This window comes from Mycobacterium sp. pW045 (genome assembly GCF_041287085.1).
Taxonomy (GTDB): domain Bacteria; phylum Actinomycetota; class Actinomycetes; order Mycobacteriales; family Mycobacteriaceae; genus Mycobacterium; species Mycobacterium algericum_A.
In genome coordinates this window covers 97,514-114,260 of the sequence record NZ_JBGGKU010000008.1, presented here as the reverse complement: position 1 = coordinate 114,260, position 16,747 = coordinate 97,514, and the positions used below count along the sequence as shown (strand labels likewise).

Annotated in this window: 16 protein-coding genes; 6 read left to right on the top strand and 10 right to left on the bottom strand. The window is 69.9% G+C overall.

The genetic code is table 11. The features are described 5' to 3' along the window. Window position 1 precedes the first annotated feature (1 nt). The 4 genes from ACAG20_RS14535 to ACAG20_RS14520 are packed head-to-tail and all read right to left on the bottom strand — an operon-like array spanning window position 2 to window position 3,807. Complete coding sequence (locus ACAG20_RS14535; RefSeq protein ID WP_370493048.1) at window positions 2–1,399, bottom strand: aldehyde dehydrogenase; 1,398 nt, start codon at window positions 1,397–1,399, stop codon at window positions 2–4. Beyond that, window positions 1,396–2,199, bottom strand: coding sequence for a carboxymuconolactone decarboxylase family protein (locus ACAG20_RS14530; RefSeq protein ID WP_370493047.1), 804 nt, complete (start codon window positions 2,197–2,199; stop codon window positions 1,396–1,398). The genes ACAG20_RS14535 and ACAG20_RS14530 overlap by 4 nt, the downstream gene beginning before the upstream one ends. Further along, complete coding sequence (locus tag ACAG20_RS14525) at window positions 2,177–2,980, bottom strand: mycofactocin-coupled SDR family oxidoreductase (protein ID WP_370493046.1); 804 nt, start codon at window positions 2,978–2,980, stop codon at window positions 2,177–2,179. Before ACAG20_RS14525 ends, ACAG20_RS14530 begins: the two co-directional genes overlap by 23 nt. Further along, the gene (locus tag ACAG20_RS14520) at window positions 2,977–3,807 is read right to left on the bottom strand and encodes a mycofactocin-coupled SDR family oxidoreductase (protein WP_370493045.1); all 831 of its coding nucleotides are present in this window, start codon (window positions 3,805–3,807) and stop codon (window positions 2,977–2,979) included. Before ACAG20_RS14520 ends, ACAG20_RS14525 begins: the two co-directional genes overlap by 4 nt. A 47-nt stretch (window positions 3,808–3,854) precedes the next feature. On the opposite strand from ACAG20_RS14520, the gene ACAG20_RS14515 reads away from it, so the two are divergent. After that, entirely contained in the window at window positions 3,855–4,421 is a 567-nt protein-coding gene (locus tag ACAG20_RS14515; protein WP_370493044.1) for a TetR family transcriptional regulator, read from the top strand. A gap of 120 nt (window positions 4,422–4,541) precedes the next feature. Here ACAG20_RS14515 and ACAG20_RS14510 read toward each other — a convergent pair whose 3' ends face one another. Then, window positions 4,542–6,740, bottom strand: a complete 2,199-nt coding sequence (locus tag ACAG20_RS14510; RefSeq protein ID WP_370493043.1) for an AAA family ATPase — start codon at window positions 6,738–6,740, stop codon at window positions 4,542–4,544. Between ACAG20_RS14510 and ACAG20_RS14505 the strand changes: the two genes are divergently transcribed. Then, a complete protein-coding gene (locus ACAG20_RS14505) occupies window positions 6,739–7,314 on the top strand; it encodes a chorismate mutase (protein ID WP_370493042.1) in 576 nt (191 codons plus the stop codon). The genes ACAG20_RS14510 and ACAG20_RS14505 overlap by 2 nt on opposite strands. A gap of 1 nt (window position 7,315) precedes the next feature. Here the strand turns inward: ACAG20_RS14505 and pssA are convergent, their stop codons facing one another. Genes pssA through glp form a run of 3 tightly spaced genes read right to left on the bottom strand, consistent with a single transcriptional unit; the run spans window position 7,316 to window position 10,170 of the window. Beyond that, window positions 7,316–8,221 carry a CDP-diacylglycerol--serine O-phosphatidyltransferase gene (gene pssA / locus ACAG20_RS14500; RefSeq protein WP_370493041.1) on the bottom strand — a complete coding sequence of 302 codons (906 nt, stop codon included), beginning with the start codon at window positions 8,219–8,221 and terminating at the stop codon, window positions 7,316–7,318. Then, the gene (locus ACAG20_RS14495; RefSeq protein ID WP_370493040.1) at window positions 8,218–8,925 is read right to left on the bottom strand and encodes a phosphatidylserine decarboxylase; all 708 of its coding nucleotides are present in this window, start codon (window positions 8,923–8,925) and stop codon (window positions 8,218–8,220) included. The genes pssA and ACAG20_RS14495 overlap by 4 nt, the downstream gene beginning before the upstream one ends. 27 nt (window positions 8,926–8,952) lie before the next feature. Continuing rightward, the gene (gene glp / locus ACAG20_RS14490; RefSeq protein ID WP_370493039.1) at window positions 8,953–10,170 is read right to left on the bottom strand and encodes a gephyrin-like molybdotransferase Glp; all 1,218 of its coding nucleotides are present in this window, start codon (window positions 10,168–10,170) and stop codon (window positions 8,953–8,955) included. 172 nt (window positions 10,171–10,342) lie between these two features. On the opposite strand from glp, the gene ACAG20_RS14485 reads away from it, so the two are divergent. Together ACAG20_RS14485 and ACAG20_RS14480 are read left to right on the top strand one after the other, a co-directional pair. Next, on the top strand, window positions 10,343–10,855 hold the full coding sequence (locus ACAG20_RS14485; protein ID WP_370493038.1) for a PH domain-containing protein: 513 nt from the start codon (window positions 10,343–10,345) through the stop codon (window positions 10,853–10,855). Between the two features lie 35 nt (window positions 10,856–10,890). Beyond that, a complete protein-coding gene (locus ACAG20_RS14480) occupies window positions 10,891–12,336 on the top strand; it encodes a PH domain-containing protein (RefSeq protein ID WP_370493122.1) in 1,446 nt (481 codons plus the stop codon). Window positions 12,337–12,570: 234 nt separating this feature from the next. Here ACAG20_RS14480 and ACAG20_RS14475 read toward each other — a convergent pair whose 3' ends face one another. Continuing rightward, complete coding sequence (locus ACAG20_RS14475) at window positions 12,571–14,259, bottom strand: DEAD/DEAH box helicase (RefSeq protein ID WP_370493037.1); 1,689 nt, start codon at window positions 14,257–14,259, stop codon at window positions 12,571–12,573. A gap of 166 nt (window positions 14,260–14,425) precedes the next feature. Between ACAG20_RS14475 and ACAG20_RS14470 the strand changes: the two genes are divergently transcribed. After that, window positions 14,426–15,127 carry a M24 family metallopeptidase gene (locus tag ACAG20_RS14470; RefSeq protein ID WP_370493036.1) on the top strand — a complete coding sequence of 234 codons (702 nt, stop codon included), beginning with the start codon at window positions 14,426–14,428 and terminating at the stop codon, window positions 15,125–15,127. An 8-nt stretch (window positions 15,128–15,135) separates the two neighbouring features. Here the strand turns inward: ACAG20_RS14470 and ACAG20_RS14465 are convergent, their stop codons facing one another. Beyond that, window positions 15,136–16,044 carry an SDR family NAD(P)-dependent oxidoreductase gene (locus ACAG20_RS14465; RefSeq protein WP_370493035.1) on the bottom strand — a complete coding sequence of 303 codons (909 nt, stop codon included), beginning with the start codon at window positions 16,042–16,044 and terminating at the stop codon, window positions 15,136–15,138. Between the two features lie 102 nt (window positions 16,045–16,146). Between ACAG20_RS14465 and ACAG20_RS14460 the strand changes: the two genes are divergently transcribed. Further along, the gene (locus ACAG20_RS14460; protein ID WP_370493034.1) at window positions 16,147–16,713 is read left to right on the top strand and encodes a TetR/AcrR family transcriptional regulator; all 567 of its coding nucleotides are present in this window, start codon (window positions 16,147–16,149) and stop codon (window positions 16,711–16,713) included. Window positions 16,714–16,747: the final 34 nt, after the last annotated feature.

The window sequence follows — 16,747 nt, the reverse complement described above, 5'->3', positions numbered from 1 at the left end:
TTCAGTTCATACCGATGCGAATGTTTTTGATCTGCAGAAACTCGTGGAGCCCGTCGGCGCCTCCGGTGCGCCCGAATCCACTCTGCTTGTAACCGCCGTAGGGGCCCTGCGGTGAGATACTGCTGATGGTATTGATCCAGACCGAGCCGGCTTCCAGCTGCCGGGAGATCCGGTGGGCGCGCAGCAGATCGCGGGTGTGGACGAACGCGTTGAGTCCGTAGCGGGTGCCGTTGGCCAGTGCGACGGCTTCGGCGTCGTCGCGGAACCTCATCACGGACACGACGGGACCAAACGTTTCGGTCTGGGCCAGCGGCGAGGAGTTGTCGACGCCGCCGAATACCGTCGGCTCGATGTAGTAGCCCGATGAGAGCTCACCACCGAGCCGCCGGCCGCCGGCAAGAAGTTCCCCACTGCCATCAGTGGCTGCCCGCCCGATCACATCCAGGATGCGGTCGGTGGCGGCCTGGCTGATCACCGGACCGAACATCACCGTGGGATCGAGCGGATCGCCCACCTTGGCACGGCCCACCGCGGCCAGGAACTTCTCGACGAAGGTGTCGTAGACCGACTCGTGCACCAGCACTCGGCTGGCGCAGGCGCAGCTCTGGCCGGACTGCATCAAGGGACCCTGATGCGCGGCAAGCTGTGCCGCAGCGTCGAGGTCGGCGTCGGCGAAGACGATACTGGCCGACTTGCCGCCGAGTTCGGTGACGACCGGGGTGAGGTTGACGGCGGCGGCCTGCAGCACGCTGCGGGCGGTGTTTTCGCCTCCCGTGAAATGGATCTTGCGAATGCCGGGATGGCGCACCAGCGCATCACCGCCCGCTGCGGCGGCGGGCATCACGCTGACCAGCCCCGGCGGCATGCCCGCCTCCAGACACAGTTCACCGAAGCGCAGCGCGGCTAGCGGCGCGAGCTCGGAGGGCTTGAACACCACCGCGTTGCCTGCTGCAAGCGCGGGTGCAACGCACGATCCGGCGACCACCAGCGCGCCGTTCCAAGGGGCGATAACACCCACCACACCGTACGGTTCGCGTTCGATCAGGTTGACGTCGAAGGATTCGCTCACCGGCGTGCTGGAGCCGTGCGGCTTATCGGCGTAGCCCGCGAAGTGGCGTAGGAATCGCTCGAGCAGAATTGCGTTCCCGGCGAACGAGATCGGTACCGCATAGTCTTGGACGTTCAGCGCGGCCAATTCGCCGAGATGCTGGTGCACCACGTCGGCCAAGTCGATCAGCAGGTCGCGGCGTCGGTCGACGGTCAGCGCAATCCATTCTCGCTGCGCCTCTTGCGCTGCGGCCACGGCCTGGTGAATCTCCGCTGCGCCGGCCAGTGTCACAGTGGCGTTCGGTCGGCCGGTGGCCGGATAGATGTGGTCGTGCGTGACGGGCAGCGTCATGCATTGCCTTCCTCAGCCCACTCCTGCGTGACGCGCTGCTTCTGCTCCTCGATCACGTCGAGCAGTCGCGACGCCTTGGGCCAGCCGTAGTAGGCACCGAACTGCAAGGCGGCCTCATCGATTTCGTCGAAGGACACGTCGCGGCTCTTCAGGGCGGCGTAGACGTGACTGAGGATCGGGTAGGGGGCATCCTGAAACGCCACGCACGCCACGGTCACCAGCCGCCGCTGCTTCATGCCCAGCCCGGGCCGCAGCCACATCTCGCCGAAGACAAAGTTCAAGATCCCCGCGCCCGAGTACGGGTCGTCGCGGGCCGGCACGTAGGGCAGGCAGTTGACGTCCCGGAAGGCCTGCTCGCCGACGAGCAGGCGAGCTTCGGGGTCGCTCGGGGTGGACAGCGGCAGCAGTGGTGTCGGCGGCGGTACCGGTTCACCGCGCTCGGTGTGGATGCGCGCCCATTGTTCGTCGACGGTCATGTTGAACAGGGACGCCTTCGGCCAGCCGGCGTACACGGCGAAATGCAATACGGCTTCCCGCATTTCGTCGATGGTGACGTCGCCGCTGTGCAATGCCGCGTAGATGTGTTCGCGTAGCGGCTGCTCGGTGTCGGCTGCGGCCAGGCAGGGCAGCGCGATGAACCATCGGTCGCGGCGACGCAATCCCGGACGCTGCCAGATCTCGCCGAACACGAAGTCGAGCAGGGTTGCGGCGGGGGCGGCGGTGTCTGGGATCGGGAGGGCCATCAACTCGGCGAATGCGCGCGCTCCACGCCCCGCCTCACCGGAGGGTGGCACCGGCATCCACCTTGAACTCCAGCCCGGTCACATGCCGGGACTCGTCGGAGACCAGGAACAGCACCGCGTTGCTGACGTCGCGGGCCTCGGTCATGATGATCGGCAACGCGTTCTGGAAGATCGGGCCGAGGTCGGCGCGCTCGCCGTGCAGCAGGGCGTGCAGCGCATCCGGCCGCATCCCGGTCTCCACCCCGGTGGGATGCACCGTGTTGACCCGGACATTCACCGCTGCAAGCTCATTGGCCAATGCACGGCTCATGCCCACCACCCCGTGTTTGGACGCGGTGTAGGGCGTGTGCAGCGGGCTGCCCTTCAGCCCGGCCACCGAACTGACGTTGATCAGGCTGCCGCCGTGGGAGACCAGGTGCGGCAACGCTGCCGCGCAGGTGTTCCACGCGCCGATCAGATTGACGTCGACCACGGTGCGCCACTGCTCGGAGGTGGTGGTATCCCAGGTCCCACCGGTGATCACCCCGGCGTTGGCGACCGAGGCGTCTAGACCGCCGAGCTGGGCGACGCCGTCGTCGACCGCGGTCCGCAGCGCGGCGGCATCGCGGACGTCCACCACACGGGTGACAGCACGGCGACCCTGTTCTTCGACCAGCCGGGCGGTCTGCTCGAGGTCTTCGGCCGCGGCCAGCGGATAGTCGATCTCCGGCAGCGACGCGCAGATGTCCACCAGGATGAGGTCGGCACCCTCCTCGGCCAGCCGCACGGCGTGGCTGCGACCCATGCCCCGGGCGGCGCCGGTGACCAGCACCCGCTTGCCCGCCACCCGCTGACTCATAGCTTGTTGCAGAAGCCGGCGTCGACGGGGAAGGTCACCCCGGTGACGTAGCGGGCAGCGTCGGAGACCAGGTAGGCGATCGCGGCGCTGATGTCTTCGGGTTCGAGCATGCCGACTGGCATCGGATTCTGCAGATGCGGGCCGCCGTCGGGGTAGTGCTCCAGGAACGATGTCATGGCCGGGTTCACCGCCATCATGGTGTTGACCGCGGTCGGGTGCACGGTGTTGACCCGGATGCTCTGCGGGGCAAGGGCGTTGGCCAGTGTTCGCATTAAACCGACGATGCCGTGCTTGGACGCCGCGTAGCCCAGACCGCCGCCCTGCAGCCCGCCGAAACCCTTGAGCCCGGCCGTCGAGCTGGTGAACACGATCGACCCGCCCCGGCCGCCGGCGATCAGGTGCGGAATGGCGGCTTTGGCGGTGTGGAATGAGCCGACCAGGTTGACGTCGAGCACGTCGGTCCACATCTGCAGGTCTTCCTCGTCGGTCAGCTCGCGAAACGCCATGGCGGCGATGCCGGCGTTGGCGCAGACGATGTCGAGCCGGCCGAAGTGCTCGACACCGGCGTCTAGTGCCGCCTTCAGCGCTGCGAAGTCGCGGACGTCGGCGACCGAGCCGATCATCTTGCCGCCCTGCGCCTCCACCAAGGCGACCGTCTCGTCCAGCTCGTCGCGGGAGCCCATCGGGTAGCCGTTGGAGGCGATGTCGGCGCAGATGTCCACGCCGATGATGTCGGCGCCGTCGGCGGCCAGGCGCACCGCGTGGCTGCGCCCCTGCCCGCGCGCCGCCCCGGTGATGAATGCGACTTTTCCATCCAGAGAACCCATGCCCGTACGGTAACCTGGTTACTCAACGACGGCAAGGGGGTGAATCGATGTCCGGTCCGGACGATCGGATCCTCGGCATCGTGGTCGAGATCCTGGAAACACAGGGCTACGACGCGGTTCAACTCCGCGAGGTCGCCCGGCGCGCCCGGGTGTCGCTGGCCACCATCTACAAGCGGTATGTCACCCGCGATGAACTCATCCTGGCCGCGCTGGACGCCTGGATGGTGGAGAACCGTTACTCCGGCGTGGTCTCGCATTCGCCGGAGCCCGGGGAGTCGCTATATGCCGCGCTGATGAGCCTGTACCGCACCCTCTTCGAGCCGTGGGAGCGCCACCCCGCGATGCTGACGGCTTACGTTCGGGCCCGCTCGGCGCCCGGCGGTGAGAAGTTGGTCCGTCGAGGCCTCGACGTGGTGGGCCCCGCGATGCGGGCGGCGCTCTCCGACGTCGACGAAACCTTCATCGCCGACCTGGATGTCATCATCTCGAACCTGATCTATGGGCTGTCCGCCCGCTTCGCCGCCGGCGAGATCGCGATCACCGACATCCTGCCCAGCCTGGACCGAGCGGTCTACCGGCTCACCAGTGGATACGAGGCCAGCCGGGGCGGTTAGCGCCGGCCGCGACGTCGCCGCACCGGCCGATGGCTCCTGACGTCAGCGATCGGCGTGCGTAAAACCGGTGATTTGTGCGGTGTGTCGGCCGGGGACACGCACGCTCGCGCAGGGGATGGGCTAGCGGTTGTCGGCGAAGGATCGCAGCGCGTCGATCTGGGCGGGATCCAGTGAGGGTCGGACGGTTTCGCGCGCAGCGTTGATATCGGCCATCGTCACGTCGGCGGCGTCGATGGAGCGCCGCATCGCGGTCAGGGCCGCTTCGCGCAGCAGCGCCACGCAGTCCGCGGCGCTGTAGCCGTCGAGGTCGGCGGCCAGCGCGTCGAGGTCGACGTCGTCATGCAACGGCACGGACTTTCCGGCCACCCGCAGAATCTGGCGGCGGGCGTCGGCGTCGGGGGGCTCGACAAACACCAGCTTCTCCAACCGGCCCGGCCGGGTCAGGGCCGGGTCGATCAGCTCCGGCCGGTTGGTGGCGCCGACCACGACCACATCACGCAGCGGGTTGACGCCGTCGAGCTCGGTCAGCAGCGCGGCCACCACCCGGTCGGTCACCCCGGAGTCGAAGCTCTGCCCCCGCCGCGGCGCCAGCGCGTCGATCTCATCGAGGAACACCAGCGACGGCGCGGAATCACGCGCGCGCTGAAACAGATCCCGCACCGCCCGCTCGCTGCTGCCCACCCACTTGTCCATCAGCTCGGCGCCCTTGACCGCGTGCACGCTGACCCTCCCGGAACCGGCCAGGGCGCGCACCACGAACGTCTTGCCGCACCCCGGCGGGCCGTAGAGCAGCACGCCGTGCGGGGGATCGACGCCCAGGCGGGTAAAGGTGTCCGGGTGCTGCAGCGGCCACAGGATCGCCTCGGTCAGCGCCTGTTTGGTGGCTTCCATATCCCCGACGTCATCGAGGGTGACCGAACCGACCGAGACCTCCGCGGCCGCCGAACGCGACAGCGGACGGATCACACTGAGCGCCCCGATCAGGTCCTCCTGGGTGAGCGTGGGTGCCTCGTTGCTCTCACTGGCCCTTGACGCCGCCCGCAGCGCCGCCTCGCGCACCAGTGCGGCAAGGTCAGCGGCCACGAAACCCGGTGTGCGGTCGGCGATCTCACCCAGCGTCAGGTCTGCGGTGGGAACCGAGATGAGCAGGGTGGCCAGCAGTGCGGCCCGGGTCGCGCCGTCGGGCAAGCTCAGCCGGATCTCCCGGTCGCACAACTCCGGTGCCCGCAGCCGCGGGTCGACCCGGTCGGGCAGCGCCGAGGTGGCGATGAACGCCACCCCCTCGGTGGCCACGGCGGTGCGCAGTTCGGCCAGGATCAACGTCGCGACCGGCTCCGGCGGCTCGGGCAGCAGGGTGTCTACGTCGGCGATCAGCAGCACGCCGCCACCGTCGCGGACCTTCGCCACCGCCGAGCGCACCGCGGCCAGCCGGTCATCGGCGGCCAGCGCCCCGATCTCGGGCCCGTCGAGCTCGAGCAGCCGCCGGCCCTCGCACACCGCCCGCACCAGCGTCGTCTTGCCGACCCCGGCCGGCCCCGACACCAGCACCCCGAGGTTGGTTCCGGCGTTGAGCGTCTTGAGCAGCTGCGGCTCGTCGAGGGCCAGCTTGAGCCATTCGGCGAGTTTGGCGGCCTGGGCCTCGCAGCCCTTGAGCTCGTCGATGGCGATCCGGGCCGGACGTACCTGCGCGGCGGCCGACGGCTTCGCCGTGACGGTGCCGCCGTTGCCCCAGGTAACCAGGGAATTTGGTTGCACACTCACCGGTCCGGCGGGATCCACCCCGGTCACCGTCAACAGCTCCGAGGTCCAGCTGATCCCTACCGCGGACGCGAGTGCGGTGGTGGCCGCCGAGGTCGAGGTGCCCGGACCCAGATCGCGCGGCAGTAGCGACACCGCGTCACCGACGGTGAGTACCTTGCCCAGCAGTGCTTGACGCAAAGTGGCCGGCGAGACCGACTGCGAGGCCAGCTTCGACCCGCTCAGCGTCACCGAGCGGGCGCCGTAGACGGTGGCTGCGGCTACCACCACCTCGGTGCCGTCACGCAGACCGGCGTTGGACAGCGTGACGTCGTCGAGCAGCACCACGCCGGCCGGCGAGCCTGCCGTAGCCAATCCGGCCACCGCTGCCGTGGTGCGCGAACCGGTCAGCGACACCGCATCCCATTCCCGGATGCCCAGGGCGGCAACGGCTTCGGGGTGCAACCGGACCACACCGCGGCGGGAATCGACAGCCGAGGTGTTCAGCCGGGCGATCAGCGTGAGGTGGCGGGGGGAGGTCCGGGAGGCATCGCCGTCCCGATGCTCTTCAATAGAACCCATGCGGCCATTATCGGCATACCACCGCTCGTTGCTGTCGGCGATCGGCGCGGTCACGCTGCTGGCGATAGCGGTGCCGTCTCACGCCGACCCGGCGAACCCACTGGCCGAACTGGTTGACGCCGCCGCCGGGCGGCTCCAGGTCGCCGATGACGTGGCGGCGGTCAAATGGCGGACCGGCGGAGCCATCGAGGACCCGGCCCGGGTGCAGCAGCAACTGGCGAAACTGGCCGACGATGCCGCCCGCGACGACCTCGACCCCGACTACGTGCAGCGGATCTTCGGCGATCAGATCGCGGCCACCGAAGCCGTCGAGCACCACCGGTTCGCGCAGTGGAAACTGGACCCGGCCACCGCGCCGGCGAGCGCCCCCGAGCTGGCGGAATCACGGGCCCGCATCGACGGATTCAACCGCGAGATGCTCAGCCAGATCGGGCTGCGATGGCAGCAGCTGCATTCGCCGGAGTGCGCCGCCCGGCTCAACGAGGCGGTGCGGGAGGTCAGCGCCGCGCGCCGACTCGCCGAGTTCGAACACGGCGCACTGACGTCGGCGACCCGCGAGTACTGCTCCGGATAGCTCAGCGGCCGGGCTTGCGCAACCGCAGCCGGGCCATCGATTGCCCGCTGGGCCGGCGGATGCCCAACGGGCGGCGTCCCGGCTGCGACCGGCGGATCTCCCGGCGCGCGGCCCGGCGTTCCCGGGGAGCGTGCTCCCACGCCTCCGGGTGCGCGGCCACCCAGCGCTGGCTGCGGACCGAGAACGGAATGGTGCACAGGTAGGCCACGATCAGCACCAGCACCAGCACATACGGGAACAGGAACGCCGCGGCGGCCACCAGCGCCAGCACCGCCAGCAGCACCGCCGCCAGATGCGGCGGCACCGAGACGGCATGCATCTTGCGCATCGGGATCCGGCTGACCAGCAGCATCGACGTGCCTACCACCCAGGCGCAGGTGAACCACTGCGACGTCCACCAGCCGTCGCCGAACTGCAGTTTCGCGGCCAGCAGGCCCATCAGCGTGATCGCTCCGGCCGGGGCGGGCATGCCGACGAAGAACTCGCGGGTATAGGCCGGCAGAGTGGCGTCGTCGAGCAACGCGTTGAACCGGGCCAGCCGCAGCACCACGCACACCGCATACAGCAGCACCACGATCCAGCCCGCCGGCTGCGTCGACAGCAGCGACACGTAAATCACCACCGCCGGCGCCACCCCGAAGTCGACCGCGTCGGCCAGCGAATCGATCTCGGCGCCCATCCGGGATTGGGCGTCGAGGATGCGGGCCACCCGGCCGTCCAGACCGTCGAGGATGGCGGCCGCCGCGATCAGCGCCATCGCCACGTGCGGCTGGCCGTCCAGCGCGTACTTGATCGACGTCAGGCCGGCACAGATGGCCAGCACCGTCATCGAGCTGGGCAGGATGTGCAGGCCGACCGGGCCCCGGGTGCGGGTCGTCGGGTGGACCGGGTGGGCGGAACTCGTCATGGCAGCTGGGCCAGCACCGTCTCACCGGCGACCATGCGCTGCCCCACGCCGACCAGCGGCTGCGTCCCGACCGGCAGATAGACGTCGAGTCGGGAACCGAACCGGATCAAGCCGTAGGTATCGCCGATCGCGACATGGTCACCGGGCCGGATTTCGCAGAGGATGCGCCTTGCAACCAGGCCGGCGACCTGCACGGCGATCACCTCGGCGCCCTCAGCGGTGCGGATCCGCACGCTGTTGCGCTCGTTGTCCTCGCTGGCCTCGGTGCGGTCCGCCGACCCGAACCGGCCGGCCCGGTGCAGCACGTCGAGCACCTCACCGCCGACCGGAGCCCGCTGCACGTGCGCGTCGAACACCGACATGAAGATGCTGACCCGCGGCAGCGGAGTGTCGGGCAGGTCCAGTTCGGGCGGCGGGGTGGCGCTGTCGACCAGGCAGACCATGCCGTCGGCGGGGGCCACCACCACACCGGGGCGGGTCGGCGGTACCCGGCGGGGATGCCGGAAGAATCCGGCGCTGGCACCCGCGGCCAGTAGCCCGGCTCCGCGCACCCAGCGCTGCTTGCGGCCCAACGCCGCCACGCCCAGACCGCCGGCGACGAACGGCAAGCCGGCGGGGTGCATCGGCGGCACCGTCGAGCGCACGAGATCGATCAGGTGTCGCAGACCGCCGGGATCATCTGCTGCGCGGGGTCGTCTGGCCATCCGGCCATCTTAGAAGCTGCCGGCGGTTCACCCGGTGAGGTCCCAAACCTCCACCGGGGTGCCGATCGCCAGTTCGGTCACCTCGTCGGCGATGTCGAGCAGGCAGTTGGCCGACGCCAGGTAGCGCAGATGGTGGGAGGCCGGCGGGCCGTAGTTGGTGACCGTCCCGGTTTCGTGGTCGAGCAGGCCGCGCCGGAACTGCCGCCGGCCCGCCGGTGAGGTCAGTTTCTCGCTGAGCACGGCGGTGCGGCGCAGCCGATCCGGGGCGGGCAGGTCCATCGCGCGGCGCAACACCGGGCGGACGAACACCTCGAAGGACACCTGCGCGCTGACCGGATTGCCGGGCAGCGTGATGATGGCAGCCTCGCCGACTCGGCCGATCCCCTGCGGCATGCCCGGCTGCATCGCGACCTTGACGAAATCCACCCCCTGGTCGCCGTCGCGGCCGAAGACGTCCTTGACCACCTCGTAGGCGCCCGCGCTGACCCCGCCGCTGGTGATGATCAGATCCACCGCGCCTTCTCGCACGCCGTACCGGTCGAGCACCGCGGTGAACTCGGCGGTGTCGTCGGCGACGGTGACCGCGGCCACCACCTCGGCCCCGGCCTCGCGCACCGCGGCGGCCAGCATCACTCCGTTGGACTCATAGATCTGTCCGGGTTCCAGCGGGCTGCCCGGTTTGATCAGTTCACTACCGGTGGAGATCACCAGCACTCGTTGGCGGGGCCGCACCGTCAACTCGGCCAAGCCCAGTGCCGCGGCCAAACCCACCGCCGGTGGAGTGACGACCTGCCCGGCCCACAGCACGGTCGCGCCCTGCGCGACGTCCCCGCCGGCGCGGCGGATGTGACGTCCCCGGGCGGTCGCGGCACTGATCGCCACCACGTCGACGCCGCCGTCGGTGGCCTCGACGGGAACCACCGCGTCGGCGCCGAACGGAACGGGCGCACCGGTCATGATGCGGTGGGCGGTACCGGGTTCCAGCGTGGGCACGTCGGTGCGGCCGGCCGGAATGTCTTCGGCCACCGGCAACCGCACCGGGCTGTCCGGTGTTGCCGCGGCCACGTCGTCGGCAAGTACGGCGTAGCCGTCCATGCCGGAGTTGTCGAAAACCGGCAACGAGATCGGCGCGGTCACCTCGGCGGCCAGCACCAGCCCCTCGGCGTCGGCGAGCGCAACGGCGCCCGGCGGGCGGGCCCGGATCAGCTCGGCGACGGCCCGCTGGTGCTCCTCGACAGATCGCATGACGACAGTCTGACTCAGGCCGCGACGGTGATTCCTGTCAGTTCCTCGGAGACCGCCCACAGCCGCTGCTGCAGTTCGGGGTGTCGGACAGCTCCCGTGCCGGCGTCGGCAGCGCGGAGCGGTTCTGCCCGCGGAGGTGACAGCGCCGCGGCGCTGGGTCATTCTCTGTTGCATGGCGCCCAACGCAGACCGTCCCGCGGAGATCACCATGGTCGACCCCGCCAACCCGCCCAGTCCCCGCGCGCCGTTGGTGTGGGCGCTGGTCGGCGCGGTTCCCTGGCTGGTGCTGGCAGTGCTGCAACTGGGGTGGGCGGTCGCCGACGAGCGGCTGGCCTGGTTGCACGCCGCCGCCTTGGCGGTCACCGTGCTGGGGCTGCTGGTGTCGGCGGGCGTGGCACCGCTGTGGCGCTATCGCGTACATCGGTGGGACATCAGCGATCAGGCGGTCTACACCCGCACCGGCTGGCTGGTGCAGGAGCGCCGGATCGCGCCGATCTCCCGGATCCAGACCGTCGACACCTACCGCGGGCCGCTGGACCGGTTGCTCGGACTGGCCAATGTCCGGGTCACCACCGCCTCGTCGGCCGGGGCGGTGCACATTGTGGCGCTCGACGCTCCCGTCGCCGACCGCGTGGTGGCACAGCTGACCGATATCGCCGCGCTGGGTGCCGGGGACGCCACGTGAGTCGCGAGCCGGCCTGGCAGCGGCTGAGTCCGCGGATGCTGCTGGTGCATCCGCTGCACGAAGCGTTGCGCGAACTACCGCTGCTGATCGCGGTGGTGGTGTTCGGCTCGGCGACCGACAACTCCGGCTGGGTGCTCGCCGTGGTGGGAGTGATCGCGGTGGTCGGGGTGACGCGCTGGTTCACCACCACCTACCGAATCGAGCCCGACCCCGAAGCCGGCCGGGTCCAGCTGCGCTCCGGGTTGTTACGCCGGAAGGTACTTTCGGTGCCGCGCAACAGAATCCGCTCAGTGGAGACCGATGCTCGACTGCTGCACCGGCTGCTCGGGTTGACGGTACTTCGGGTCAGCACCGGCCAGCAGGCCGCCGGGGACACCATGTTCGAGCTGGACGCTGTCGAGAGCAAGCAAGTGCCGCAGCTGCGTCGAATCCTGCTGGCGCACACCGGTCAGCCGGCTCGAACCGCCGCCGGGCCGGTTGCCGCCCGCACCACGGTGTTGGCCCGGTGGAGCCCGTCGTGGCTGCGTTACAGCGCATTGAGTCTCTCCGGGCTGGTGACGATCGGCGCCGCGGTGGGCGCGCTGTATCAGAGCGGCGCCGGGGAGGCACTGCGCGATTCGGCGCTGCACCGGTCCTGGCTGGCGGCCGCCGAGCGGTTCGGGGCGCAACAGACGGCCGCGGCGATCGCCGCTCTGGTGCTGCTGGCGGCGATCCTGCTAGCGGTGCTGCGCTCGGCGCTGACCTACGGAAACCTGGTGTTGTCCCGCAGGTCCGGGGCGGCCGGAGATGTGCTGGAGCTGAGCCACGGATTGCTGCGGGTGCGGCAGCACAGCTACGACATGCGCCGGCTGCGCGGCGGCACGTTGCGGCGGCCCCTGCTGGTGCGGCTGCTCGGGGGCGCCCGGCTGGACGCGGCGATGACCGGTGTCACCGGTGCCGGCGAATCCTCCGTCCTGCTGCCCCCCTGCCCCCGAGCGACCGCTGAGCAGGTGCTGACCGGGCTGGTCGGCGACCCGGTGGTGGTGACCGGGCCGCTGCGCAGGCACGGGCCGGCGGCGGTCCGCCGGCGCTGGACACGGGCGATGATGCTGCCGCTGGTTGCCGGCGCGGCGTTGGCCGCTGCGGCGGCGGTCGACGGTGTTCCGGTGTGGTACTGGACGGTGTGGGGGGCACTGACGCTGGGCGCGGCGCTGCTGGCCGCCGATCGGGCCCGCGCGCTGGGGCATCGCGTCGACCCGCAGTGGCTTTCGGCCCGCACCGGCAGCTGGGAGCAGCGTCGTTACTGCATCGCCACCGCCGGCATCATCGGCTGGACCGTGCACCAGAGCTGGTTTCAGCGTCGCGCCGGGGTGGCCACCCTGATCGCGGCCACCGCCGCCGGCGTCAAGGCCTATCGGGTGATCGACGTGCCCGAGGCGTTGGCGTGGTCGGTGGCCGCGCAGGCTTCGCCCTGGGTGGCGCACAGCAAGTGGGCGCGCTGACCCGACTCGTTCACCTCGGATTGGGAGGTGCCGGGGTCGGGCGATGCCGCTGACCTGGCGCAGCTGTGGGACACCTACTTCTACATGCCGTTGCACGACAGTTTGCCGGCCTGGATCAACTCGGATTTCGGTGTGACGTTCGCCGAGCGTGTAACTGCTGCGAAATTTCGCCGGATTTCTCGCAGTCAGTACACGCTCGGCGAAGCGGTGTCAGCGGTGTCAGCGGTGTCAGAGCTACAACTGCCGGATGGCCTCGATCCGCGCCCGCAGCTGATCCGACGTCGCCGCCGCCACCGGCGGGCCGCCGCAGATCCGGCGCAGCTCGTTGTGAATCCAGCCGTGCGGCTTGCCGAGCCGGTGATGCGCCGCCGACACCAGCGCGTTGAGCTCATGGCGCAGCGCCCGTAGCTGACCGTGCGTGGTCACCGGCACCGGAGCAACCCCGCCGGCCACCTTGCTGCGCCGGTCCAGCTGCTCTTCTTGCCTGCGCCGTAACAGGTCTCGCATCTGGTCGGCATCCAGCAGCCCGGGGATGCCCAGATAGTCGGCCTCTTCCTCACTGCCGGCCGGAGTGGCGGTGCCGAACGAGGCACCGTCGAAGATCACCTGATCCAGTTCGGCGTCGGCCCCCAGCGACTCGAAGCTGTTCTCCAGCTCCGAGGGCTCGTCGCGCCGGCGCTCGGCCTCGGCGAACTCGTCGCGTTCGGACTCCCGGTGCGGTTTGCCCAGCACATGGTTGCGCTGCGCCTCCAGCTCACTGGCCAGCTGCAGCAGCGACGGCACCGACGGCAAGAAGATGCTGGCGGTCTCGCCCGGCCGCCGCGACCGCACGAACCGGCCGATCGCCTGCGCGAAGAACAGCGGGGTGGACGCGCTGGTGGCGTACACCCCGACCGCCAGCCGCGGCACGTCGACACCTTCGGAGACCATCCGCACCGCCACCAGCCAGCGACTGGTGTCCGCTGCGAACCGGGCGATCTTGTCCGAGGCGCCCGCGTCGTCGGAGAGCACCACGGTGGGGGCCTCACCGGTGAGCGTGGTCAACAGCGCGGCGTAGGCGCGCGCCGTCTTCTGATCCGAGGCGATCACCATGCCACCGGCGTCGGCCATACCGCCGTCGCGCAGCTGGCGCAGCCGCTTGTCGGCGGCGGTGATGACCGCCGGCATCCACTCCCCGCCCGGGTCCAGCGCGGTGCGCCAGGCCCGCGCGGTGTGTTCGGCGGTCAGCGGTTCGCCGAGCCGGGCCGAGTACTCCTCGCCGGCGCTGTCTCGCCAGCGGGCCTCGCCGGAGTAGGCCATGAACACCACCGGGCGCACCACGCCGTCGGCGAGTGCCTCGGGGTAGCCGTAGCTGTCGTCGGCTACCGAGCGCAGGTGGCCGGCGCCATCGGGCTCGTAGGTGACGAACGGGATGGGGCTGTCGTCGCTGCGGAACGGGGTTCCGGTCAGTGCCAGCCGGCGGGTGGCGTCGGAGAACGCCTCGCGGATGCCGTCGCCCCAGCTTTTGGCGTCGCCGCCGTGGTGGATCTCATCGAAGATCACCAGGGTTTTCGCGGCCTCGGTGCGAACCCGGTGCCGGGTGGGGTGGCTGGCGACCTGGGCGTAGGTGACGACGACGCCGTGATACTCCGAGCTGGTCTGCGCATCGGAGTTGCTGAATCGCGGATCCAGCGCGATGCCGTGTTCGGCGGCGGCGGTCGCCCACTGCACCTTGAGGTGATCGGTGGGCACCACGATCGTGATGCGCTCGACGGTGCGGTCGGCCAGCAGCTCGGCGACGATCCGCAGCGCGAACGTCGTCTTACCGGCGCCGGGGGTGGCCACCATCAGAAAATCGCGCGGCTTGGCGGTCAGGTAGCGCACCAGAGCCCGCCGTTGCCAGCCCCGCAAAGCCCGGGTGCTGGGCGCTGCGTCAGCCCGCACCCGGTCTCCTATCTGATCGAGATGCAGTCTAGGGCGATCGCAAGCGCGGCGCTTGCGCCGGGTGCAGCGGGTCGCCCTTGGATCTGAGGGCGATCGCAAGCGCGGCGCTTGCGCCGGGTGCAGCGGGTCGCCCTTGGATCTGAGCCAAGCCGATAGCATCGCTGACGTGTCCAGCCCGGGTGAGCCGGAATCCGTCCGCGTCGAGCGGTTACTCGACGCGCAGACCAAAGCCGCCGCGCTGTTCGACGAAATCGCGCGCCGCAATCTGGTCCGCCCGGGCGTCGGCGAGCGGCAACTCTCCGATGAGATCCGGGACCTGGCCGCTGACATGTTCGGGGTGACGCGGCACTGGCATAAGCGGGTGGTGCGCGCCGGGGAGAACACCCTGCAACCGTTCCACGCCGACCCGCCGGATCGGCTGCTGGCCGACGACGACATCGTCTACCTCGATCTGGGCCCGATCTTCGAAGCGTGGGAGGCCGACTTCGGTCGCACCTTCGTGCTCGGCGCTGATCCGGACAAGCTGGCGTTGCGCGACGCGCTGCCCGGGGTGTGGCAGGCCGGGCGGGCGTTCTTCGAGGCTCATCCCGACATCACCGGCGCCCAGCTCTACGACCATGTCGTCGGATTGGCCGCCGAGCGCGGCTTCGAGTTCGGCGCCCCGATCGCCGGGCATCTGGTGGGAGAGTTCCCGCACAAGAAAATCTCCGGTGACGACACCCGGTTCTACATCACGCACGGATCCGATGAGCCGATGCGCCGTACCGACCGCACCGGTCGGGTCTGCCACTGGATCCTCGAGGTACACCTGGTGAACCGGGCCCGCGGGTTCGGCGGTTTCTACGAGGAACTGCTGGACGTGCGGTGAGGTCCGGGTCAGACCGGATAGACCACCCCGGTCAGCTCCTCGGAAACGGCCCACAGCCGCCGCTGGAGCTCGACATCGTGAGACTTGCGGCTCGACGCCACCACCTTGGGGTGACCGCGGCCCTGGGTGAGGCCATCCGGACCGAAGTACTGCCCACCGAGCGCCTGCGGGTCGGTGGCCGCGCGCAGCGTCGGCAGCGCGCCCATGTCTGCGCCCTGAAACATCGGCTTGATCAGCGGGTAGGCGACCGCGGCCCAGCGCGGCAGGTGCCGCATCAGCTCGGTGTTGGAGCCGCCCGGGTGCGCGGCCAGCGCGATCGTCGTCGCATGCGGGGCGAGCCGTCGCTGCAGTTCATAGGTGAACAGCAGGTTGGCGAGCTTGGACTGCCCGTAGGCCTCGACCCGGTTGTAACGGCGTTCCCACTGCAGGTCATCGAAGTGGATGTCGGCGCGCAACCGGTGCCCGATGCTGCTGACGGTCACCACCCGGGAGCCGGCGACCGGCAACAGCCGGTCCAGCAGTAAGCCGGTGAAGGCGAAGTGGCCCAGGTGGTTGGTGCCGAACTGCAGCTCGAAGCCGTCCTTGGTCGTCGACTTGGGCGGGTACATCACCCCGGCGTTGTTGATCAGCAGATCGATGCGGTCGTGGTCGGACCGCAACTGCTCGGCGGCGGCGCGGATGGAGTCCAACGAGCTGAGGTCGAGTTCCTGCAACGTAACGCTGGCACCCGGGCTGCGCTGCCGGATGAGGGTCTCGGCGTCCCTGCCCTTGTCGAGGTTGCGCACCGCCAGAACCACTTGAGCACCCCGCGCTGCCAGGCCAGCGGCGGTCTCGAAGCCGAGACCGGTGTTGGCCCCGGTGACGACGGCGACGCGACCGGCCTGGTCAGGGATGTCGGCGGTTGTCCACTTGGCCACGAGGCCCTCCTGAGCTGCGGTAAGGTAAACGGGGCGGACGCTCCGGTTGGTTGCAACTATACGGAGCGGACGCCCCGCTTTGTCAACCGATGAGGATCTCAAGTGGCCCAACCCGCACGCCCGTTGCGAGCCGACGCGGCCCGCAACCGCGCTCGCGTGCTGGAGGTCGCCTATGAGACCTTTGCGGCTGAAGGGCTGTCGGTGGCGGTCGATGAGATCGCCCGCCGCGCCGGAGTCGGGCCCGGGACCGTCTACCGGCATTTCCCGACCAAGGAGGAGCTGTTTCGGGCGGTCGTCAACGACCGTATGCAGCACGTCGTCGACGAAGGGCGGGCCCTGCTGGAATCCGATGATCCCGGCATAGCGATCTTCACGTTCCTGCGCTCGATCGTGCTGCAGTGGGGCGCGACGGATCGTGGCCTGGCCGAGGCGCTGGCCGGTGTGGGCATCGAGATCGGACAAGCTGCGCCCGAGTCGGAGGAAGCCTTCCTGGCGGTACTCGAAGCGTTGTTGCGCGCAGGACAGCTGGCGGGCACGGTGCGACACGACCTCGGGGTGCGCGAGGTCAAGGCGATCCTGGTCGGATGCCAGGCCATGCAGTCCTACAGCTCCGCAGTGGCCGAGCGCGTCACCGACGTTGTCATGGACGGTCTACGGGCGCCGCGATAGTCGGCCGCCGTGCCTGATTGCCGGGCCCCGCAGC

What these genes read in the sequence shown, in the direction of transcription:
- ACAG20_RS14480 (WP_370493122.1), top strand. Translation starts at nt 10,891, where the DNA reads ATGCTGCTGGTGCATCCGCTGCACGAAGCGTTGCGCGAACTACCGCTG.
- ACAG20_RS14515 (WP_370493044.1), top strand. Translation starts at nt 3,855, where the DNA reads ATGTCCGGTCCGGACGATCGGATCCTCGGCATCGTGGTCGAGATCCTG.
- ACAG20_RS14505 (WP_370493042.1), top strand. Translation starts at nt 6,739, where the DNA reads ATGCGGCCATTATCGGCATACCACCGCTCGTTGCTGTCGGCGATCGGC.
- glp (WP_370493039.1), bottom strand. Translation starts at nt 10,170, where the DNA reads ATGCGATCTGTCGAGGAGCACCAGCGGGCCGTCGCCGAGCTGATCCGG.
- ACAG20_RS14495 (WP_370493040.1), bottom strand. Translation starts at nt 8,925, where the DNA reads ATGGCCAGACGACCCCGCGCAGCAGATGATCCCGGCGGTCTGCGACAC.
- ACAG20_RS14525 (WP_370493046.1), bottom strand. Translation starts at nt 2,980, where the DNA reads ATGAGTCAGCGGGTGGCGGGCAAGCGGGTGCTGGTCACCGGCGCCGCC.
- ACAG20_RS14530 (WP_370493047.1), bottom strand. Translation starts at nt 2,199, where the DNA reads ATGCCGGTGCCACCCTCCGGTGAGGCGGGGCGTGGAGCGCGCGCATTC.
- ACAG20_RS14485 (WP_370493038.1), top strand. Translation starts at nt 10,343, where the DNA reads ATGGCGCCCAACGCAGACCGTCCCGCGGAGATCACCATGGTCGACCCC.
- ACAG20_RS14535 (WP_370493048.1), bottom strand. Translation starts at nt 1,399, where the DNA reads ATGACGCTGCCCGTCACGCACGACCACATCTATCCGGCCACCGGCCGA.
- ACAG20_RS14510 (WP_370493043.1), bottom strand. Translation starts at nt 6,740, where the DNA reads ATGGGTTCTATTGAAGAGCATCGGGACGGCGATGCCTCCCGGACCTCC.
- ACAG20_RS14520 (WP_370493045.1), bottom strand. Translation starts at nt 3,807, where the DNA reads ATGGGTTCTCTGGATGGAAAAGTCGCATTCATCACCGGGGCGGCGCGC.
- pssA (WP_370493041.1), bottom strand. Translation starts at nt 8,221, where the DNA reads ATGACGAGTTCCGCCCACCCGGTCCACCCGACGACCCGCACCCGGGGC.